At 64.2% G+C, this 21,272-nt stretch carries 18 protein-coding genes; 10 read left to right on the top strand and 8 right to left on the bottom strand.

Annotated features, from left to right (window positions below):
- Positions 1–49 precede the first annotated feature (49 nt).
- Positions 50–1,387 carry a WcaI family glycosyltransferase gene (locus tag GRI38_RS11540; protein WP_160684019.1) on the top strand — a complete coding sequence of 446 codons (1,338 nt, stop codon included), beginning with the start codon at positions 50–52 and terminating at the stop codon, positions 1,385–1,387.
- Here GRI38_RS11540 and GRI38_RS11535 read toward each other — a convergent pair.
- Positions 1,342–2,586 carry a glycosyltransferase family 4 protein gene (locus GRI38_RS11535; protein ID WP_237487516.1) on the bottom strand — a complete coding sequence of 415 codons (1,245 nt, stop codon included), beginning with the start codon at positions 2,584–2,586 and terminating at the stop codon, positions 1,342–1,344. The two genes, GRI38_RS11540 and GRI38_RS11535, sit on opposite strands and share 46 nt — an antisense overlap.
- Positions 2,587–2,700: 114 nt before the next feature.
- On the opposite strand from GRI38_RS11535, the gene GRI38_RS11530 reads away from it, so the two are divergent.
- Entirely contained in the window at positions 2,701–3,144 is a 444-nt protein-coding gene (locus GRI38_RS11530) for a hypothetical protein (RefSeq protein WP_160684013.1), read from the top strand.
- Positions 3,141–5,096 carry a hypothetical protein gene (locus tag GRI38_RS11525; RefSeq protein WP_160684010.1) on the top strand — a complete coding sequence of 652 codons (1,956 nt, stop codon included), beginning with the start codon at positions 3,141–3,143 and terminating at the stop codon, positions 5,094–5,096. Before GRI38_RS11530 ends, GRI38_RS11525 begins: the two co-directional genes overlap by 4 nt.
- A gap of 51 nt (positions 5,097–5,147) precedes the next feature.
- Here the strand turns inward: GRI38_RS11525 and GRI38_RS11520 are convergent, their stop codons facing one another.
- From GRI38_RS11520 to GRI38_RS11510, 3 genes are all read right to left on the bottom strand, one after another.
- Entirely contained in the window at positions 5,148–5,942 is a 795-nt protein-coding gene (locus GRI38_RS11520) for a 3-hydroxybutyrate dehydrogenase (RefSeq protein WP_160684007.1), read from the bottom strand.
- The gene (locus GRI38_RS11515; RefSeq protein WP_160684005.1) at positions 5,939–7,153 is read right to left on the bottom strand and encodes a DUF3734 domain-containing protein; all 1,215 of its coding nucleotides are present in this window, start codon (positions 7,151–7,153) and stop codon (positions 5,939–5,941) included. The genes GRI38_RS11520 and GRI38_RS11515 overlap by 4 nt, the downstream gene beginning before the upstream one ends.
- A gap of 137 nt (positions 7,154–7,290) precedes the next feature.
- On the bottom strand, positions 7,291–8,487 hold the full coding sequence (locus GRI38_RS11510; protein ID WP_160684002.1) for a BaiN/RdsA family NAD(P)/FAD-dependent oxidoreductase: 1,197 nt from the start codon (positions 8,485–8,487) through the stop codon (positions 7,291–7,293).
- Between the two features lie 119 nt (positions 8,488–8,606).
- Between GRI38_RS11510 and GRI38_RS11505 the strand changes: the two genes are divergently transcribed.
- On the top strand, positions 8,607–9,350 hold the full coding sequence (locus GRI38_RS11505) for a hypothetical protein (protein WP_202389968.1): 744 nt from the start codon (positions 8,607–8,609) through the stop codon (positions 9,348–9,350).
- Positions 9,351–9,413: 63 nt separating this feature from the next.
- Here GRI38_RS11505 and GRI38_RS11500 read toward each other — a convergent pair whose 3' ends face one another.
- The 3 genes from GRI38_RS11500 to gyrB all read right to left on the bottom strand — a co-directional run bounded on the left by GRI38_RS11500 (position 9,414) and on the right by gyrB (position 14,576).
- The gene (locus tag GRI38_RS11500; protein ID WP_160683999.1) at positions 9,414–10,493 is read right to left on the bottom strand and encodes an AI-2E family transporter; all 1,080 of its coding nucleotides are present in this window, start codon (positions 10,491–10,493) and stop codon (positions 9,414–9,416) included.
- A 183-nt stretch (positions 10,494–10,676) separates the two neighbouring features.
- Positions 10,677–11,846 (bottom strand): DUF3089 domain-containing protein, encoded by a 1,170-nt coding sequence (locus GRI38_RS11495; protein ID WP_160683996.1) that lies wholly within the window; start codon positions 11,844–11,846, stop codon positions 10,677–10,679.
- 162 nt (positions 11,847–12,008) lie between these two features.
- Positions 12,009–14,576: a DNA topoisomerase (ATP-hydrolyzing) subunit B gene (gene gyrB, locus GRI38_RS11490; protein WP_160683993.1), complete on the bottom strand. Its 2,568-nt coding sequence runs from the start codon at positions 14,574–14,576 to the stop codon at positions 12,009–12,011.
- Between the two features lie 116 nt (positions 14,577–14,692).
- Between gyrB and GRI38_RS11485 the strand changes: the two genes are divergently transcribed.
- From GRI38_RS11485 to GRI38_RS11460, 6 genes are all read left to right on the top strand, one after another.
- Positions 14,693–16,078 (top strand): L-serine ammonia-lyase, encoded by a 1,386-nt coding sequence (locus GRI38_RS11485; RefSeq protein WP_160683990.1) that lies wholly within the window; start codon positions 14,693–14,695, stop codon positions 16,076–16,078.
- A gap of 402 nt (positions 16,079–16,480) precedes the next feature.
- Positions 16,481–18,055, top strand: a complete 1,575-nt coding sequence (guaA, locus tag GRI38_RS11480; protein WP_160683987.1) for a glutamine-hydrolyzing GMP synthase — start codon at positions 16,481–16,483, stop codon at positions 18,053–18,055.
- A gap of 4 nt (positions 18,056–18,059) precedes the next feature.
- A complete protein-coding gene (locus GRI38_RS11475) occupies positions 18,060–18,266 on the top strand; it encodes a hypothetical protein (RefSeq protein WP_160683984.1) in 207 nt (68 codons plus the stop codon).
- A 55-nt stretch (positions 18,267–18,321) separates the two neighbouring features.
- The gene (locus tag GRI38_RS11470) at positions 18,322–19,329 is read left to right on the top strand and encodes a zinc-dependent alcohol dehydrogenase family protein (protein WP_160683981.1); all 1,008 of its coding nucleotides are present in this window, start codon (positions 18,322–18,324) and stop codon (positions 19,327–19,329) included.
- Between the two features lie 13 nt (positions 19,330–19,342).
- Complete coding sequence (locus tag GRI38_RS11465; RefSeq protein WP_160683978.1) at positions 19,343–20,062, top strand: endonuclease III domain-containing protein; 720 nt, start codon at positions 19,343–19,345, stop codon at positions 20,060–20,062.
- Between the two features lies 1 nt (position 20,063).
- The gene (locus tag GRI38_RS11460) at positions 20,064–20,729 is read left to right on the top strand and encodes an endonuclease III domain-containing protein (RefSeq protein ID WP_160683975.1); all 666 of its coding nucleotides are present in this window, start codon (positions 20,064–20,066) and stop codon (positions 20,727–20,729) included.
- On the opposite strand, the gene GRI38_RS11455 is transcribed toward GRI38_RS11460, so the two are convergent.
- Positions 20,719–21,270: a DUF924 family protein gene (locus tag GRI38_RS11455; RefSeq protein ID WP_160683972.1), complete on the bottom strand. Its 552-nt coding sequence runs from the start codon at positions 21,268–21,270 to the stop codon at positions 20,719–20,721. The two genes, GRI38_RS11460 and GRI38_RS11455, sit on opposite strands and share 11 nt — an antisense overlap.
- Positions 21,271–21,272: the final 2 nt, after the last annotated feature.

Here is a 21,272-nt window from a genome sequence, read left to right as displayed (position 1 = left end):
GGGGGTCGAATACCGCACGGGCGCCGAGGCAGGAGTCGCAGAACAACCCATGTTGTATGATCCGGACATCGCCGCCGCCGCACCGATGCGGCGCGCCGCCCCGCGCCGGAAGCCGGTTTCGCTGCTCGTCTTCGGCCTAAATTACACACCCGAACTGATCGGGATCGGACCCTATACGACGGGCCTCGCCGAAGAGATGGCGCAGCGCGGCCACTGCGTGCGCGTGGTCGCAGGCCAGCCCTACTACCCGCGCTGGCGGGTGGAGCGGCAACTCGACGGCGCCTGGGAAACGAGCGAGCGACGCGGGGTCGAGGTAACGCATTGTCCGCTCTACGTTCCCAACCGGCCCAATGCGGTGCGCCGCCTGCGCCATTATGCGAGCTTCGCCGCCGGTGCCTTCGTGCCGATGATGCGCGCGATCAAGCGGGAACGGCCCGATGCCGTGTTCGCCGTCGCACCGTCGCTCGCGGCCTTCCCCGTCGCCTGGATCGCGGCGCGGCTGCGCGGTGCGTCGCTCTGGCTGCACATTCAGGACTTCGAAGTGGACATGGCCTTTGCCACCGGTCTTCTTCACTATCGCAAACCGCTCGGAAGGATGGCGCGCGCTTTCGAACGCTTCATGATCGGACGCGCCGACGTGGTTTCCTCGATCAGCCCCAAGATGTGCGAGCGGCTCGTCAAGATGGGCCTGCCACAGGACCGGGTCGTCGAACTGAGGAACTGGGCGAACCATGCCGCCGCGATCGAGCGGGCCGACGGCTCGCGCCTGCGCCGCGAATGGCGGCTGGAGGGCAAGACCGTCGCACTCTATTCCGGCAATATCGGCGCGAAGCAGGGGCTGGAACTGGTCGTCGAGGCGGCACGCGCCCTGCAGGACAGGACCGACATCGTCATCCTCGTCTGCGGGGAAGGGCCGAACCGTTCCGCCCTGAAGCAGAAGGCGCATGGCCTTGCGAACATTATCTTCAAGCCGTTGCAGTCGCCCGCAGGCTTTGCGGAAATGATGGCGATGGCGGACATTCACCTTCTGCCGCAGGTGGCCGATGCCGCCGACCTCGTCCTGCCATCGAAGCTGCCCAACATCCTCGCCTCTGGCAGGCCGGTGGTGGCGACCGCGGCGGCGGGGACGGGCCTTGCAAGCGAGACGCTGGGCTGCGGCCTCGTCGTGCCGCCGGGACGCGCGGGCGCGATCGCCGATGCGGTGCGGCGGTTGGCCGACGATCCCGAATTGTCGGAGGCGCTGGGCGCCGAGGGCAAGCGGCGCGCGGGCCTTCGCTGGTCGCTCGGCCATGTCGCGGAGCGGTTCGAAAAGCGCTTGCTGCGCGAGGCGCGCCGCCGCGATCAGGCGAGTGTTTCGGCGAGCAGCGCGGCGATCCCGGCGCAGTAATTGTCGAAGGAATAGCGGCGCGCATCGTCGGGTGCCGCTTTCCGAAGGGATTGGAGGCGCGCGCGGTCATGGACGAGCGAGAGGATGGCTTCGCGCAGCGCGTCCGTATCAGGTTTGTCGAGGACGATGCCGCTGCGCTCGGTCGCGCCGAGACCCGCTGCCCGCGTCTGGATCACGGCGAGGCCGCTCGCCAGCGCTTCGAGGAGGACGATGGCCGACCCTTCGAAATAGCTCGGCAGGACGAGGACATCGTGCCGCTGCATGATGCCGGGGATTTGCGTGCGCGGAAGCGAGGGGATGTGGGTGAAGCGATCCGCATGGCGCGCGACCATGCGCGGCGGCAATTGCATGGCGCCGACCATCGTCAGGCTGGCCTCGGACGCGGGAATGTCGGCCAGCGCCTCGAGGAGGAGATGTGCGCCTTTCCTGACGCCGATCTGTCCGACGAATAGCAGTCTCATGGGCGCGTCAGTGGCTGGGGCGGCAATCGCGGGGGCCGGGGCGAAGAGGTTGCCGTCATAACAATAGGGCAGGAGGCTAGTTTTTGGGGCTATGCCGGGAACGGGGGAATGGCGGGCGAGCGAAGCCGCGACATGGGGGCTACCGCAAAGGATTGCGTCGGCGGCGTCGTATTCGGCATCGTTGCGCGCGATCGTCTCAGGCGAGACAGGCCGGTCGGTAGCCGCGAGCCAATCGCCGTGACGCTCCGCAATCTGGGCAAGGAGCGCATTCCACTCGCGCCAGTCGGCAATCGTGCGATCGAGAATCCGATACGTGGAGCGCGCCGCAGGGCTTGCGAACACTTCCGCAGAGCAACCGTCAAAGCCCCAGACGGCATCGATCGGTTCGCGGGAAAGCCACTCGATAACCGATTCGGCAAATCGCTGATTGCCCCGCCTGTCGATCCGATGCGCCAGTTCCCCCAGCCCTGCCCGCCGCGCTGCACGTTCCGCCCATTCGTGCCAACCGGCGGTTCTGACCAGCGTATCATCGAGTTCGGGATGCTGAAGCCGCGCAAGTTCCGCTTCGAGACGCGATCCAAGGCCGGGCGGCGCAAGGCGAATCATTCGTTCGAGCATGCCGCCCTTCCGCGCATACAGGCCGGTCGCATACCAGGCGAGGGACCCCAGCCGCTGAAGCGCGAGCGCGGTCGTCCTGCTGTGCTGGGTGCCGGGATGGAAAAGGGCAATGCGCGACATCGGGCACGACCATAGTCGGGCGATACGCGCGGACCTATGGCGAAGAATTCGTTTTCCTACACGGCGGTTCCAGATTAACCGGATTGGCTCTTTAGAACGTCAGGAGCCAACCAGATGCTTGATAAAACCCCCGTGAAGGCACCCGGCGGCTTCGCCCCGGCCTTCGCCCTCGGCCAGGCCGATGCTGCCGGCAATCTCGTCCTCATCTCCGCCGACAATCCCCTGCCCGTCGCCGGAGCGAGCGGTCCGGCCGCGACCCCGCCACCGCCCGCACTCGAAGGCGAAACCTCGCAATCGCTGCTCGCCGGACCGTTCGATCCCGCACCCGGTCGCCCGGTCTATCTCCAGCTGGACGGACAGTGGACGGGCACGGTACGCCTGTCGCGTTCGGTTGACGGCGGAGCCAGCCGACACCCGCTCACCCTCGCCGGAGCCGATTGGGGCGTGTTCGTTGACAATGCCTGCGAGCCGGCATGGGAGGAGTATGAGGCAAGTGCCGCCCTTTATCTCGACATTGTGCTCAACAGCGGCGCGCTTGCTTATCGGGTGTCGCAATGAGCGCGCTCGCACTGCCCGCGCTCGGTCTGGCGCAGCGTGCCGTCACCGCGATCCCGGCGCTCTATGCCGATCTGGCCCGGCGAGCGCCCGACGCGTCGATCACCACGCTCGACAGCACCGGGCATAGCGTCGCGGGACGGGGCGCGGCGCGCTACATAGCGGACGCGCTGTGCACCGAAGAGTTGCTGGCTGCGCATCCCCGCTTCGTCTTTCGCACAGCGAATGGGCGCATTTTCCGCCTGCTTCCCGAAATCGGTGGGCTCTCGGTCGAACAAGGGGGTGCAACGGGCGACGGCGTCACCGACGACCAGCCGGCGATCCAGGCAACCATCGCCTATGCCGAAGCAGTGGAAGCAGGCGAAGTCCGGTTCGAAAGCAAGCGTTACGCGGTCCATTGCCCGGTGCGAACCAGCCCGGTTTCCCGAACCCACGCGGCGGACGGCCATCCCTTGGTCGTAAGCCGCTCGCTCGCCCTGCGAGGAGTAGCCGCGCAGCGCAGCGTTCTCGATTTCAAAGGCGTCGATGGCGCGGACCCCGAAACCGCCTGGCAGTCCGTCCCGACCAGCGACGGCGATCCGACCCTTGCCGTGTGGCGGGGCGGCGGCCTGTTCGTGGCGGGCGATGTCGGCTATCCGGCCCCGGCCGAGCGCAAGGTCGCCCGGCTCGAACTTTCGCGCCTCGTCTTTCAGGGAAATCGGCGGCATACCGGGCAGTATGCGTTCCCCGCCGATCCGGCGACGGGCGACGGCTGGGACGTGACCGACCGCGCCGTGTGGGTGCAGGATTGCTACGTCGGTGAGATCATCGCGCGCGATTTCGACTGCATCGGCTGGAAGGGCGAGATGTTCTATCTTGCCGGGGAACTCGATGCAGTGGAACGGGTCGAGCTCGATCGCTGCCGCTTCGTCACCGGCAATGCGAGCGGCTTCAACCCCGGAGTCAACGCGGCCGTCCTGGCGCGCGATTGCGAATTCGGCGACTGCTTTCAGGCGCAGGAGGATACGGGCAAGCTGTCGGCGCGCTATGTCGGATGCGTCTGGCGCGACTGCGACCATATCGGCCTCGGCAGCGGCCCGACGAGCGTAGCGCGCTACAACTACCTCTATCCGACGCGCGACGAGAGCGGCGCGATGCCGCTGACGGTGCTGGACAATTGCGAGTTCCGCAACATCAATCAGGTCATCCTGCGCAGCTGGCTGCATGGCCGCGTGCGCTCGGTCGATACGGGAATAGCCGTCGATGCGAACCAGTCGATGGACGTGTTCGACATCGACCTTGAAGTGGATGCGTGGCTCGACCAGGGCAATATCCTCACCGCCTTCACTCTGATCGGGCTCGACAGCCTGACGCAAGCGGTTCCCGGCGCGCCCGAGGGCACGTTCAGGCAGCCGCCGGCTCATATCCGGGCGAGGGTAAGGCATTTTCGCACGGCGCTCGCCGCGCGCGAAGGCCGCCAGTGGCGCGCGCCCTATTGGTCGGGCTATGTCGGCAAGGCCTGCCGACTGGAAGTGGAAGGCGATTTCGCCAGCCAGACGACGCCCAACGGCGGGCAGGCACCGCTTTCGATGCCTTACGTCGTGCTGCAACCGGGAGAGCCGACGACTGCCTATACCAGCCACGCCTATTTCATCGCCGATCCGATTGCCGCCAATGGCGAGATCGTCCCGTCAGGACCGGTCATTGCGGTTGCTGCCGCCAGCGATGCGACGTTCGAGATGAGCCTTGCGCGTTGGCCGGTCGCGGGGCCGGATTACGGCTATTACGAGGGGCAGAAGCTGCGCCTCGTCAAGAATGACGGGCAGGGCGTCATCCGTTTCCTGAAGGGAGCGGCTCCGGCGAATTTTGCCGTCAATGCGACGCGCGACCTAGTCGCCGCGCATGACTGGATCGAATTCGTCTACAATGCGGGCATCCGCCGGTGGGAGGAAGCGGGCTTCTTCTCCGCAGCCTGAGGCTCGGGTGGGGCGGCTGGCATCGTGCGAGCCGCCCCATTCTCCACCGACCTATTTCATCACCCAGCCATGGCTGACGAGGATGGACTGGCCCGTCAGCGCGTTGCTGTCGAACCCGGCGAGGAAGATCGCGACGTCGGCGACGTCCTTTACCGTCGTGAACTCCTGATCGACCGTGTTGCCGAGCATGATGCGGTTGACGACCTCCTCTTCGGAAATGCCGAGATCCTTCGCCTGCTCGGGTATCTGCTTCTCTACCAGCGGCGTCTTCACGAAACCGGGGCAGATCACGTTGGAGCGAACGCCGTGCTTCGCGCCCTCCTTCGCCATGACACGGGCAAGACCGAGGATGCCGTGCTTCGCCGCGACATAGGCGGATTTGAGCGGGCTCGCCTCGTGACTGTGGACCGAACCCATATAGATGAGCGAGCCCGAGCCCTGCTCGTACATATGGCGAACCGCCGCCTTGGTCGTCAGAAACGAGCCGGTGAGATGAATGTCCACGACCTTGCGGAACTGATCGAGCGGAAAATCCTCAATCGGGTGGACGATCTGGATGCCGGCATTGGATACGAGGCTGTCGAGACGGCCAAAGGTCTCCGCCATCTTGTCGGTCGCTTCGTTCACCTGCGCCTCGTCGATGACGTTCATTTCGAAGGCAGCCGCATCGCCGGCGCCCTCCTGCTTGATCGTCTCGACCGTTTCGGCGGCCCCGTCCATGTCGATGTCGCAAATACCGACCTTCGCGCCTTCGCGGGCCATCGCGCAGGCGATCTCGCGACCGATCCCGGAGCCTGCTCCGGTGACGAGGGCGACGTGCCCGTCCAGTTTCGCGTGATGGCTCATGTGCTTTGGTCTCCTGCCTTGCTGGTTTGCTTGTGGTGGATCGGGATGCCCTCCACCCCGTGCCGGGCCTTTATGCGCCGGGCCCGGTCGAGGTCGTAGATGGCGATCGCCTCATCCTTCGTCGGCGGCTCGCGCCAGTCGTTATTGGCGAGAACCTCGCTCGCATCGTCATGCCCCTGCTGCCAATGGCGCAGCATCGAGGTGCGCGAGAACTCGTAATCCTTCGACGCGCCGATGAACCCCTCGTGCCGGTAGATGAGATGGACGAGGGTGACGCGGTGATCGGCGGCGAACGCTTCCGCCTGCCGTACTTCGGGCGTATCGCGAGCCTCGGGCGGCAGCTTGTCGATGACCTGGCGCAGCACCGTCTTCAACGCGTGCCTTTCGCGAAAGGCATCAGTGTTCATGCGCGTCCGGCTGGAATAGGTGATGTCCTTGCGCCGCTCCTCCACGTCGATGAGCGTCTGCGGCAGCGGACCGCGAGCGGGGAACAGGTCCACTTCGAAGACCAGCGTATCGCCCTCGCATTCGCGCAGGACATGGGCGAGCGGCGTATTGGATACGAGCCCGCCGTCCCAGTATTTGCGTCCCTCGATCTCGATCCAGGGCAGGCCCGGCGGCAAGGCGCCCGATGCCATGATATGCTCAGGCCCGATGGTCATTTCGCGATTGTCGAAATAGGTGAAATTGCCGGTCTCGACATCGACGGCGCCAAGGCTGATCCGCGCGCTGCCGGGTGCATTGAGCAGGTCGAAATCGATATGCTGGCAAAGCGTCTCGACGAGCGGGCCGGTATCGTAGATACTCGTCGCCTCAGCGCTACCGGGAAGGGCGGACAGGTTCAGTGGCCAGCGCGGCGCGAAGAAGCCGGGCGCACCGCCCGTCAGGCTGGCTGCCGTGCCGAGGACGGAGGCGGCCTTGACCCCGAATATGCCGCCGAGACCCATGCCCCAGTCGACATCGCCGTCCGGCGGGCCGCTGGTGATAAGGTTCCAGAAACTGCGCAGCTTGTCGCAGCGTTCCTCGGGCCGGTTGCCCGCGATGATCGCGCAATTGACGGCGCCGATCGAGATACCGGCATACCAGCCGGGTTCGACGTCGAATTCGTGAAAGGCCTCATACGCCCCGGCCTGGAACGCGCCCAGTGCTCCGCCGCCCTGAAAGACGAGCGCAGTCTTGTCGTAGGCGCTGTTGGGATGATGGTGGGGCAAGTCGGTTGTCTCTCCGGCAAGGGGGCTGCAATCGGGTCTGTGTCACCGCGCCGTCGCGCGTGCAAGCGCCTCGCGCCATCCTGCTCCGCCCGCTCGAACGGATGGTGCGCGGTCGGCGTTCCCGAACGGTTCGTCCTTTAGAGCGCCTCCGCCGCCGCCGCGGCGCTCGCCCATGCCCATTGGAAATTATAGCCGCCCAGCCAGCCCGTCACATCGACCGCCTCGCCGATGGCGTAAAGGCCGGGCACACGTTTCGCTTCCATGGTTTGAGAAGACAGTTCCGCCGTGGCGATGCCGCCCGCGGTGACTTCGGCTTTCGCGAACCCTTCGGTCCCGTTCGGGCGGAATTCCCAGCGTGCGAGCCGTTCTTCGGCAGCGCGCAGCACCTTGTCCGGCACGTTGCCGAGTTCGCGCTCGATCCCAAGCCGTTCGGCAAGAATGGCGGCGAGGCGTTCGGGCAGGGCCTCGCGCAGGATCGCCTTCATGCCGACGCGCGGGTTGTCCTGCTTCGCCTCGATCAGCCAGCCGCGTGGCCGGTCGGGCAGGAAATCGACCGCGACGGCTTCGCCGCTGCGCCAATAGGAACTGATCTGCAACATCGCCGGACCGGACAACCCCCGATGCGTGAACAGCGCCGCCTCGCGGAAGCGCACCTTGCCGGACCATGCGTCGATATCGGCGGAGACGCCCGATAATTCGCGGAAGAGAATGTCCTCGCCGCCGAGGGTAAAGGGGACGAGGGCGGGGCGCGGTTCGACCACCTTGAGGCCGAACTGGCGGGCAAGGCCGTAGGCGAAGCCGCTCGCGCCCATCTTCGGTATCGAGGGACCGCCGGTCGCGATGACCAGTGCGCGGCCCGCGTGATGGCCGGCATCGCTTTCGACGAGGAAACCGCCATCCTCGCGCGTGACGCGCTCGATCTGTTGATCGTAGAGTATGTCGACCGAGCCGCCCGCCACCTGGGCTTTCTCGCATTCCGCAAGCAGCATTTCGACGATGGCCTTCGCCGAGCCGTCGCAGAACAGCTGGCCCAGCGTTTTCTCGTGATAGGCGATGCCGTAACGCTCGACCAATGCCACGAAATCGCGCGGGCCGTAGCGCGACAGCGCCGACTTCGCGAAATGCGGGTTGGCGGAAATGAAGCGCTCCGCCCCCTTGGCGCCGCCGGCGTTGAGATTGGTGAAGTTGCACCGCCCGCCACCGGAAATGAGGATCTTGCGGCCCGGCACGCTGGCTCGCTCGAGCACCAGCACGCGCTTTCCGCGCTGCCCGGCGCGCGCCGCACAGAAGAGTCCGGCGGCTCCGGCGCCCAATACGATAGCGTCATAGATCATCGATTTGCCGGGACGACTTCGGAACTAGCCACCTCTTCCGCAATGGTCAGCGGAACGCCCTGATATTGCGCGCGTTCAGCCATGCGGGAGAGGTTAGAAGTCGGTAGAGGTGGAAAATCATGCAACAGGAACAAATCCTCGTCATTGCGGCCGTCATCGCCGTCATCGTGTTAGCCATCGTCATCTGGTATGTCTTGAAGAAACGCCGGACAGAAGCGCTGCGCGACCGGTTCGGAGAAGAATACGACCACGCGGTGCACGATCGCGGACGGCGCGAGGCGGAGGAGAACCTCGCCGAACGCGAACGCCGTGTATCGCAGCTCGACATCCGCCCCCTGACCGCGGACGAGCGCGACCGCTACACGCATGAGTGGAAGGAAACCAAGAGCCTGTTCGTCGACAGTCCGGCCGAAGCGGTACTGCGCGCCGACCGCTCGCTTGCCGACATGATGAAGACGCGGGGCTTCCCGATGGGCGACTTCGATCGCCGTTACGAAGATCTGAGCGTCGATCATCCCGATGTGGCGCGCCACTATCGCGAAGGCCATGCGCTCACGGTCCGGCACAATGAGGGCAATGCCTCGACCGAAGATCTGCGTCAGGCGATCAAGCATTACGAACTCCTGTTCGAGGAACTGGTGCGCGACGCGGGCACGGACCACGATCACGATCATGACCGTCACGCCGTCGAGCATCACGACCACGACCTCGACCATGATGACCGCCCGCGGGAAGGCGTATCGACGCGCGACATGGCGCATGACCGGCACGACGGCGTTTCGCGCCGCGTCGGCGATGGCGTTGACCGGCCGCGCGACCTCGACGAGCCGCGCCCGACCGTGCCGGCACGACCGCGCAACTAAAAAGCAGTGAACGGGACGAGGGGCGGCAAGCGCTGCCCCCTTTCCCTCCGGTTGCGGACACGGTTACTGATGCGGCAGGGGGCGAACCGTCGCGCCGCGTTCCTCCTTCAGGATAGTCCAGCCTGCGATGAACAGGCCGGCCAGTAGCGGCCCGGCGATAATGCCGATAAGGCCCATCGTGGCGATGCCGCCCAATGTCGTGACGAGGATGATCCAGTCGGGGATCCCCGTATCCCTGCCCACAAGTATCGGGCGCAGGATGTTGTCGGACAGGCCGATGACGAAAATGCCCGACCCGATCACGACCAGCCCCTGCCAGATCCCGCCCGTCGCCAGCAGCCATATGGCTACCGGGAGCCAGACGATCGCCGGACCCAGGGCAGGCAGCAGCGAAAAGAGCGCCATCAGAACGCCGAACAGGATGGCCGAGGGCACACCGACGATCCAGAAGGTGATTGCGCCAAGCGCGCCTTGCACCATGCCAACCACGATCGAACCCTTGATGGTCGCGCGCACGATGGTCATGAACTTTTCGAGCAGCCGCAACGCGATATCCTCGTCGATCGGCAGGGCCGCCACCACCTTGGGTGCGATTTCGTGTCCGTCGCGCAGCAGGAAATAGGTAACGTAGAGCCCGACGCCGAAGGCGAGGACGAAGCCGAACGCCCCGCCGCCGATCGCGACCGCATAGCCCGCTATCGCCCCCGCACTGGCGCTGACAAATTCCTGCAACCGCTGTTGCAAGGCCGCGGTATCGCCCCATCCCGAACTGTCGAGCTGAGCCTGGATGCTGGCGGGAAGAGCGCCCTGTATCTGATTGATGAAAGCGAAGACGTCGATATCGCCGCGGCGAAAGGCGAGATAGATGTTCACCGCCTGATCGAGGACGATGCTGCCGATGACAAGCAGCGGCAGCAGGATCGCGAAGAAGATGATCGCCAGCGTCGCCAGTGCCGCCTGGTTCGGCCAGGACGGCCTTTGCCTAAGGATGCGCTGGAACAGGGGTTGAAACATGATCGCCGCCAGCGCCGCCCACAGGATCGCGCCGAGGAACGGCCCGACGACATACAGAAGGCCGACGGTGACCAGCGCCAGAAACAGGAAGAACCCGCCCCGCTCGATCCGCTCGCGTTCCGCCCTCATCTTTCCCCCGGTCGCAGGCCGGATGCAGCAGTCAAATCCATCGCCACCCCTTCTCGCGGCTCTCCATAACGGTTTGCAGCGGGCAAGGGAAAGCAAAGTTGCAGTTGCCGACCGCGAAGGACGGCGACGAAAGCAATCTCAGGCTATACGCTCATAAGTGAACGCAGGGCTGTCGGCTGAAGCCTATTCCCGTGCCGAGCGGCCCTCCGCCCAGGCCGCATACTGCCGCTCGGTCAAGGCGACGAGATCGCCCATCACGACCGGCATGTCGATCAAATGGAGCCCCCAGTCGGGCAGGCGCTGACCAGCGACGATAACGTCTCCGGCAATCGTGTCGGTTCGCGGGTCGGCGGGGTCGGCATTGACGTTCATCGCCAAATAGGAGGCACCGTTCTCGTTCACGCAGCGCGTGCCGACGAGCCCCGGCACGGAAACGAAATTGGTGGTCGGTTGCGGTTCGCCCTCGACCCAGTCCGCCTGCGGGTTGCTGGAACTGCTGATGCCGTTGGCGGCGAGGATCGCGTTCGCACTTTCCGCATGACCGAGCAACGCGGCCGGATTGACGCAAAGGACATTCATTCCTTCGCCCGTAGCACGGCCGAAGCGCGTCTGCGCAGGCGGCGGCATCTCCTCGCGGAACGTGACGTAGCCAATGACGCAACCCGCCTGATCGGCGCTGGTGCAGGCCGGCATCCAGGGATAGTCGCCCCTCGTCCCGTCGGCGCTGCGTTCGACGTTATAACCGATCGGCATGGCCGAGATAATCAGGTCGCGCTGCGCCGGGTCGGTCATCTCATTGAGTAGCTGGCCGAGCATCCGGCTGCCCTGGCTATGGCCGATAAGGACGACACCGGGACCCTCATTGTCGTTGGCGAGGTAATGCTCCCACGCCGCCTTGACGTCGCCATAGGCCATCGCCCCGTCGGCAGTGAGCGGCTTCCCGGCCATCACGTCGCGCAGTGCAGCAAGGGTAACCTGCCGATAGAGCGGAGCGTAGACCTTGCAATGTTGCCGGAAACGGGCGGCCTGCGCATGGGCGACGCTCATTTCCTCCGCGCCGGCGATCATGTCGCTATTGGGTGTCGGATCGAGCGAGACCGTCGGATAGACATAGAAGCAGTCGAAAGCCGGGTCGGCGTCGGGAACCAGCGGCTCGACGCGCGAGGCTCCGTCCGCCTCGATGACCGTGACGCTCTGGTCGCTCGCACAGGCATCGAACCGGTCCGGCAAGCAGAGCCAATTGGCATTATTTGCGTAGTCCACCGGGACGGCAGGCGCTGCAGAGGGTTGCTGCGCATGGGCCGACATGGCCAGTCCGGCCGTCATCAGCATGGACGCCAAGGCATATTTCATCGAACTCTCTCCCGAACCGTTTTGAAAGCGCAGTATGCGCGGAGGTTACGGGGAAATAAAGTCCGAATTCGAAGGACGGTATGGGCGTGCGTCAGACCTCGCCTTAGGCGGCGCACACCCGAATTACCCTGCAATCAGCTGGTCGGTTGGTCCGGCGCGCACTCAGATGTCGAGATTGGCCACGTTCAAAGCGTTGTTCTGGATGAACTCGCGGCGCGGCTCGACCACATCGCCCATCAGGCGGGTGAAGATCTCGTCCGTGACGTCTGCATCCTCCACTTCGACCTGCAACAGCGCGCGGTTCTCCGGATGAAGGGTCGTTTCCCAAAGCTGATCGGGGTTCATCTCGCCCAGACCCTTGTAGCGTTGGACACTGAGACCCTTGCGCCCTGCGGCCAGCACGTTGTCGAGCAGACGCGTCGGGCGCGTGATGGCATCCTCGTCGCTCGCGGCGGAAGCAGCCCCCGTCGGACCGTCGCTTTCCTCGGCGGGCGTCTGGGTGCCCCCGTCTTCGGCCTGTTGCTCGACTTCGCTCGCCTTCACGAGACGTATGGGCTGCGCATAGACATCCGCGAATTCGCTCGCGATCCGGTGCAGCTTGCGCGCCTCCGCGCTGGCGAAGAAGGACGCTTCGATGTCGAAGACGTCGGTGACGCCGCGCCACTTGCGATGAAACTGCACAAGGCCGCTGTCGCGAATGTCGACCGACCATTGCGCGTCGTCATCCGACATGGCGAGCCGCCGCGCTGCCGCTTCGAGCGCGCCACGCCGTCCGTCGTCGGTCAGTTCGGGATCGAAGGCGCCGGCCAGCGCCGTCTGTTCGATGATGGCGGTGTCGTATTTGCGTGGCACGAAGCCGAGGATGCCGCGCATCTGCAGCGCATGATCGACCAGGCCGCGCAATTCGCCTTCGCCGCGGGGTTCGCCGCCCACTTCGAGGATGCGACCCTGTAGCCCCGCATCGACGAGATAGCGGTCGAGCGCCGGGTTGTCCTTCAGATACATCTCGCTGCGGCCCTTGCCGACCTTGTAGAGCGGCGGCTGCGCGATGAAGAGATGACCTGCCTTGACGATCTCCGGCATTTGCCGGTGGAAGAAGGTCAGCAAAAGCGTGCGAATATGCGCGCCGTCGACGTCGGCGTCGGTCATGATGACGATCTTGTGATAGCGCAGCTTCTCGATATCGAACTCGTCGCGAATGCCCGTTCCCATCGCCTGGATGAGCGTGCCGACTTCCTTCGATGAGATGATCCGGTCGAAGCGAGCGCGCTCGACGTTCAAAATCTTGCCCTTGAGCGGCAGGATGGCCTGCGTCTTGCGGTCGCGGCCCTGCTTTGCCGAACCACCAGCCGAATCGCCCTCGACGAGGAACAGTTCGCATTTGGAGGGATCGCGCTCCTGGCAATCGGCCAGCTTGCCGGGCAGGGAAGCGACGCTCATCGCACCTTTGCGGCTCATTTCGCGGGCGCGTTTTGCCGCTTCGCGTGCCGCGGCTGCGTCGATCACCTTCTGCACGATCGTTTTCGCGTCAGCCGGATTTTCTTCCAGCCATTCGGTCATCTTGTCGCTCATCAGGCTTTCGAGCGGCTGGCGCACTTCGGAGGAAACGAGCTTGTCCTTCGTCTGGCTGCCGAACTTGGGGTCGGGCAGCTTGACAGACACGATCGCCGTCAGGCCTTCGCGCATGTCCTCGCCGGAGAGGCTGACCTTCTCCTTCTTCAACAGGCCCGCGCTGTTCGCATAATTGTTGAGCGTGCGGGTCAGCGCGGTGCGGAACGCGGCGAGATGCGTGCCGCCATCGCGCTGCGGAATGTTGTTCGTGAAACACAGCACGTTCTCGTAATAGCTGTCGTTCCATTCGAGCGCGACGTCGATGCCGATCCCGTCCTTCTCGGCAGCAATGGCGATCGGCTCGGCGATCAGCGCTTCCTTGTTGCGATCGAGATAGCGCACGAAGGCCGCGATCCCGCCCTCGTAGAACATGTCGATTTCCTGGACATCCTCGTGCCGCCGGTCGCGCAGCAGTATGTGGACGCCGGAATTCAGGAAGGCGAGTTCGCGATAGCGATGCTCGAGCTTCTCGAAATCGAATTCGATGACGTTCTTGAATGTGTCTTCCGACGCCTTGAAGGTAACGCGCGTGCCTTTCTTGAGGCCGTTCTCGTCGCCATTGTCCGCGACCGGCGGGGCATCGCCAACCACGCGCAGCGATTCGACGGCATTGCCGTGCTCGAAACGCATCCAGTGTTCCTTGCCGTCGCGCCAGATGACGAGTTCGAGCCATTCCGACAGCGCGTTGACGACGCTCACGCCGACCCCGTGCAGGCCGCCCGATACCTTGTAGGCATTGTCGTCGCTCGTATTCTCGAACTTTCCGCCCGCGTGAAGTTGCGTCATGATGACCTCGGCAGCCGAGACGCCTTCTTCCTTGTGCATGTCGACGGGAATGCCGCGGCCATTGTCTTCGACCGACACGCTGCCATCGGCATTGAGTTCGATGAGGACGAGGTCGCAATGCCCGGCCAACGCCTCGTCGATGGCGTTGTCCGAGACCTCGAACACCATGTGGTGCAGGCCCGAACCGTCATCGGTATCGCCGATGTACATACCGGGGCGCTTGCGTACGGCGTCGAGCCCCTTCAGCACCTTGATGGAATCTGCGCCATAAAGGTTGGCGTTCGCCGCTTTTTTCGGCGGCTGTTCGGGGGCAGGTTGCGTGTTCTCGTCCATGTCCACGATATAGGCATTTTTCCGCGAATTCCCAACATAATGCGGGCTTTTTCCACCACCGGACATCGTGCGACTTCGCTTGACGCAAGTGACCCGGTCAGCGCAAGGACATTGTCATGCTTTCGATCCTCGACATCTTCCGCATCGGCATCGGCCCATCGAGTTCGCACACCGTCGGACCCATGCGAATCGCGGCGATGTTCGTACGGTTTCTCAAGAAATCCGGCAGGTTCGACGCGACTGCCCGCATTGCCGTCGAATTGCAGGGCTCGCTTGCATTGACGGGTGCCGGGCACGGCACGATCGGCGCATCAGCGCTCGGCCTGATGGGCCATCGCCCCGACCGGCTCGACCCCGACAAGGGCGAGGCGGACCTTGCGGCAATGAAAGCCAGCGGAAAGCTGATGCTCGGCGGAACGCGCGAGATCGCCTTCGACATGGCGCGCGACATAGACCTGGCCGGACACATCGTGCCGGATCTGCATCCCAATGGCATGCAGCTGCGCGCCTTCGATGAGGCGGGCGAAATTCTTGCCGACCGCCAGTACTTCTCGACCGGGGGCGGGTTCGTCGCCACCGAAAGACAGTTGCGCGAACCTGCCAAGGGCGACCGCATCGCGAGCAAGATCGATGTGCCGTTTCCCTTCGTCTCTGCGGAGAAGCTGCTCTCGCTATGCGCCGAACACGACCTTGCAATCCACGAGATCGTGCTGGCGAACGAGGATGCCTATCGACCGCGCGAAAAGACGATAGCAGGTCTCGATGCGATTGCCCGCGCGATGGAGGACTGCATCGACCGCGGCCTCGAACGGACCGGCATCCTGCCGGGAGGGCTGAAGGTGCATCGCCGTGCTCCCGGCCTGTGGGCGCGTTTGCAGGAAGCACCGCAATCCAACGAGCGCGAGCAACTGTTCGACTGGCTCAATTGCTATGCAATGGCGGTGAACGAGGAGAACGCCGCCGGGGGCAGGGTCGTGACGGCACCGACGAACGGAGCCGCCGGTATTTTGCCGGCGGTCATGCGCTTCTACTGCGTGAACGAGACCGACGGACCCTGCCGCGAGAGCCGTCGCAAGTTCCTTCTGACGGCGGGCGCGATCGCGCTTCTCTACAAGCAGCGAGCGAGCATTTCCGGTGCGGAGATGGGGTGCCAGGGCGAAGTGGGCGTTGCCTGTTCGATGGCGGCCGGCGGGCTGGCGGCGCTGTGGGGCGCGACGCCGACGCAGGTCGCCAGCGCGGCGGAGATCGGCATGGAGCACAATCTCGGCCTGACCTGCGATCCGGTCGGCGGACTGGTGCAGGTGCCGTGCATCGAGCGCAATGCGATCGGCGCTGTGAAGGCGGTGAATGCAGCGCGGCTTGCCCTGCATCGGGAGGAAGCGGAAACCTGCGTCAGCCTCGATCAGGTAATCGAGACGATGCGCCAGACCGGTCTCGACATGTCCACCAAGTACAAGGAGACGAGCCAGGGCGGGCTCGCCGTCAACGTGATCGAATGTTGAGGTGAAAGGGCAGGGTTGAAAGCGGGCGCAGCCGGCGGGATGAGGACTAAATCCGGCTGCGCCTCGCCCTCATTCGCGTGGGGCGGGGGTCGTGCCCCTGACGCGTGTCAGACGATTGCGGGACTGAGCAACGTCAGACTGATCGCAATGGCAGCCGCAGCGGCCAAAGCGTGAATTGCAAGGTTTCGCATCTTGCTTCTCCTGCAAAAATGAAGCGTCCTTCGGGTCGGATCGCTTTTGATGGCGCTGAAATAATGTTGCGTTCTTTTGAACACAAATGACAAAATGGCGACATATGTTGCTAAAAGCGCAATTCACTCCGCGGCCGACTGGATGGCGTTCTCCCCCTCGCAAGTCCGTGCCTTGCTTGTCTCGGCGAAAGGGTCATTCTATCGCGCGGCCATGCAGCAAGAACACCTTCCCGATTCCATCCTGATCGTCGATTTCGGCAGCCAGGTGACGCAGTTGATCGCCCGGCGGGTGCGCGAGGCGGGCGTCTATTCGGAAATCGCGCCGTTCTCCATGGCGGAAGAGGCGTTCGATCGCCTGCAACCCAAGGGCATCATCCTGTCGGGTTCGCCCGCCGGAGTGCCCGATGAGGGGAGCCCGCGCGCGCCGACAAAACTGTTCGAAGCGGGCGTTCCGATCCTCGGCATCTGCTACGGTCAGCAAGTGATGACGCACCAGCTCGGCGGGGAAGTCCGCCCCGGTCACGAAACCGGCGAGGGCGGCGAGTTCGGTCGGGCGTTCCTCACCGTGACGAAGGATTGTGCCCTGTTCGACGGTCTGTGGACGGTCGGCGAGCGACATCAGGTCTGGATGAGCCATGGCGACAAGGTCACGCGCTTTGCTGACGGCTTCGAGATCGTCGCCACCAGCGATGGTGCGCCCTTCGCGGTGATCGCCGACGAGAGCCGCAAGTTCTACGGCACGCAATTCCATCCCGAGGTCGTGCACACACCCGACGGCGCGCGGCTCCTCGGCAATTTCGCGCGCCATGTCTGCGGCCTTGCGGGCGACTGGACGATGGCTGAGTTCCGCGAGACTAAAATTGCCGAAATCCGCGAACAGGTTGGTGACGGGAAGGTCATCTGCGGCCTGTCCGGCGGCGTCGACAGCGCGGTGGCCGCCGTGCTCATTCACGAGGCGATCGGCGACCAGCTCACCTGCGTCTTCGTCGATCACGGGCTGATGCGCATGAACGAGGCGGAACAGGTCGTGACGCTGTTCCGCGACCATTACAACATCCCGCTCGTCCACGTCGACGCCGAGGAGAAGTTTCTTGCCGGCCTCGCAGGCGAAACCGATCCCGAAAAGAAGCGCAAGTTCATCGGGGGGGCTTTCATCGACTTGTTCGAGGAGGAGGCGCGCAAGATCGGCGGGGCGGATTTCCTGGCGCAGGGGACGCTCTATCCCGACGTCATCGAAAGCGTATCCTTTACCGGCGGGCCGAGCGTCACGATCAAGAGCCACCACAATGTCGGCGGGCTACCCGAGCGCATGAACATGAAGCTCGTCGAACCCTTGCGCGAATTGTTCAAGGACGAGGTCCGCGATCTCGGGCGCGAACTCGGCCTGCCCGACATCTTCGTCGGGCGGCATCCGTTCCCCGGTCCCGGTCTTGCCATTCGCATACCGGGCGAGGTGACGAAGGAGCGGTGCGACATATTGCGCAAGGCCGATGCGATCTATCTCGAGGAGATTCGCCGGGCAGGCCTTTACGATGCGATCTGGCAGGCCTTTGCCGTGCTCCTGCCCGTCAAGACGGTGGGCGTGATGGGTGACCACCGCACCTATGACAGCGTCTGCGGATTACGCGCCGTGACCAGCACGGATGGCATGACGGCGGACGTCTATCCGTTCGATGCAGGCTTCCTCTCGAACGTCGCGACCCGCATCGTCAACGAAGTGAAGGGCATCAATCGCGTGGTTTACGACTATACCTCGAAACCGCCCGGAACCATCGAATGGGAATAGGGCGATGACGCCGCGTGCCATCTGCATCCCGGTTAAGATGCCGCGGGAGCTCTGCGCCATCGATGACGAGTTGAAGGCGATCTATCACGGGCCGGACAGCGTTTGCGTGTGGGTGTTCGAAAGCCGCACCGACCGCAACCGCTTCGTCGAGGAAACGGCGGGCATGATGAAAGCCGAACGCGAGGCGCATTTCGAAGGCTTTTACCGTTGAACAAGTGAGTGACTGACTCGTTGGAGCCATAAGTCGCAACAACGGAGCCAGTTTCATGAAAGCCGTCAAAGTCCGCAATCCCGCCTCGCTCGACAGCCTCGAGATCGTCGAACTCGACGATCCCGGCGAACCGGGACCGGGCGAAATTCGGGTGCGGTTGCATGCATCCTCGCTTAACTTTCACGATTACGCCGTCGTATCCGGCAAAATCGAAACCCAGGACGGTCGCATCCCGCTTTCCGACGGTGCCGGGGAAGTAACCGCTGTCGGCGACGGGGTCACGTCGTTCCGACCGGGCGATCGCGTGGTTTCGACCTTCTTCCCGCAATGGGATGACGGCGATCCTCCGATGGGCAGTTTCGAGCAGACGCCGGGCGACGGCATCGACGGCTACGCCCGCGAGCACGTCGTCAAACCGGCGAACGCCTTCGTCCATGCACCGGAGACGCTTGATTACGTGGAGAGCGCGACGCTGACGACGGCCGGCCTTACGGCCTGGCGCGCCTTGGTGGAGGACGGAAAGCTGAAACCCGGCCAGACCGTGCTCGTCCAGGGAACCGGCGGCGTGTCGCTGTTCGCTCTGCTCTTCGCCAAAGTTGCAGGAGCGCGCGTCATCGCCACATCGAGCAGCGACGAGAAGCTCGAAAAGGTCCGCTCGCTCGGCGCCGACCACACCATCAATTACAAATCCTGCGAGACGTGGGGCGATGCAGCGTTCGACTGGACGGACGGTATAGGCGTCGATCATGTCGTCGAGGTCGGCGGACCCGGCACCGTAAACCAGTCGATTGCCGCGATCAGGCCGGGTGGTCATATCCACCTGATCGGGGTGCTTACCGGCAGGTCGGGCGAAGTGCAGACGGCAGCGCTCTTGAAAAAGATGGGCCGGTTGCAGGGACTGACGGTCGGCAGCCATGCGATGATGCGGCGTATGATCGCGGCTATCGATGCGAACGGCATAAAGCCGCAAATAAGCGACCGCTTTTCGCTCGACGATCTGGCCGATGCCTTCCGGCACGAAGAAAGCGGCGGGCATCTCGGCAAGATTGCCATCGAGATCTGATACGCAGGGCGCCATGGAGCTCCCGTTCGGTCCCGATCCGAGCACGGAAGTCCTGCGTCGGCTTCAGCCGCTTCTCGTACAGCGTTTCGGGCGTATCGAACGGGCCGCTGCCGCATGGCGCAAGCCCGAATGGGTATTGGTCCAAGGCGTCATCGGCGCCCGAACGAAGTCGCCCGTCTCCAACGCCGCAACCGACCGCCTCCTCACCCGCTACGGATCGTGGGAAGCGGTGGCTGCCGCTCCGCTCGAGGCATTGCAACGCGAACTATCCACCCAGACCTATCCCAACATCGCGGCGGAACGATTGAAAGCCAGCCTCACCGCGCTGGTCGAACGACGCGGCGCAGTCGACCTGTCGCACCTTGCAGACATGGAGACGAAGGAGGCGATGGACTGGCTCGAACGATTGCCGGGCGTCGGGCGCAAGATTGCCGCGGGGGTGATGAACGCCTCGACCCTCGACCGGCGGGCGATCGTCCTCGATTCGCACCATACCCGCATCCTCCGGCGCATGGGACTGGTCCCGGCAAAGGCTGACACGGCGCGGGCGTTCGATGCAATCATGCCGGTCATGCCGCCCGAATGGAGCGCGGCGGACTTCGACGAACATCATCTGCTGATGAAGAAACTCGGCCAGACATGGTGCCGCCCCGCGACGCCGCATTGTCCTGATTGTCCGGCGCTTGCGCTGTGCGAAACCGGAACCGCGCGGACCGCCGCTCGCTCCTCATAGGATGTTGGACGAAAGCCAGGTCGAGGAAGTCTATCGCCGCCTTGCCAAGGCGATGCCGGGCAGGACCGCGAACGCGAAAGGGCCGAAGGGTCAGCCCGACGCCTTCCGCTCCTGCATATCGTGTATGCTATCGGCGCAATCGCTCGACCGGAACACGGCGAAGGCGGTTAAGGCGCTGTTCGCGCTCGCCCGAACGCCCGAGGCTATGCTGGCACTAAATGACGAGCGGATCGCCGCGGCGATCAAGCCATGCGGTCTTTACAACATGAAGACGCGCAACATTCGCAGTTTCTGCACTGCCTTGCTGGAGGAGCACGGAGGAATCGTGCCGGATACGCGCGAGGGACTGCTTTCCCTTCCCGGTATCGGTCGCAAATGCGCGGATATCGTGCTCAGCTTCACCTTCGGGAAGGACGTCATCGCGGTCGACACGCATGTGCATAGGGTCGCCAACCGCATCGGGCTGACCGAGGCGAAGACCGCCGACAGGACGGCACAACAGCTCGAAGCACGCAGCCCCAACTGGGCCATGCGCGACGGGCATTTCTGGCTGATCCAATTTGGCAAGCGCGTATGCGTGGTGCGTCGTCCGAAATGCGAGGTCTGTCCGGTCTCGGACCTGTGCGAATATTACGCGGCGAACGTGCAGGACGCGGCTACCAACTGAAGCCTTCTTCGATGGCGCGTTTCTCGGCAGGCGTCGAAGTCCGCCCCAGCACGGCATTGCGGTGAGGGAACCGCCCGAAGCGCGCGATCATGGCGTGATGATCGCGGGCGAACGAAAGCTGCCGGGGAAGGTATTGGGCGAAATAGGCGACGCAAAACCGCTGATCCGCGATGTCCTCGCTATGCATGAAGGGCATGACGGCGAACAACCGCTGCTGTTCGGGTAGACCGCGGTCCAGCCCGGCGCCGAGAAATGCTTTCGCGATCGAAAGAGCGAGGGGATCGCTCGCAAATGCCCTAGGGCTGCCGCGAAAGATGTTGCGGGGGACCTGATCGAAGAGGAGGATCGCCGCGCGGGCGGTTGCAGATGACGTCAGGAACGACCCGGCGGGTTCGCTCCGCATGCGCCGCCAATCTGCTTCGAAGCGTCTTGCGAGTTCCGCATCGATCGCATCGCTGCCGCCGAAGCGGTCGCCCGGACCGAGTTTTGCAAACCAGAAATGCAGCAATTCGCGCGCCCAGGGACGCGCGGCGGCGGTCACCG

It is taken from the genome of Parapontixanthobacter aurantiacus, from assembly GCF_009827635.1.
GTDB classification, from domain to species: Bacteria; Pseudomonadota; Alphaproteobacteria; order Sphingomonadales; family Sphingomonadaceae; genus Parapontixanthobacter; species Parapontixanthobacter aurantiacus.
The sequence above is the reverse complement of the archived record's forward strand: the minus strand, read 5'-3'. Positions and strand labels throughout refer to the sequence as shown.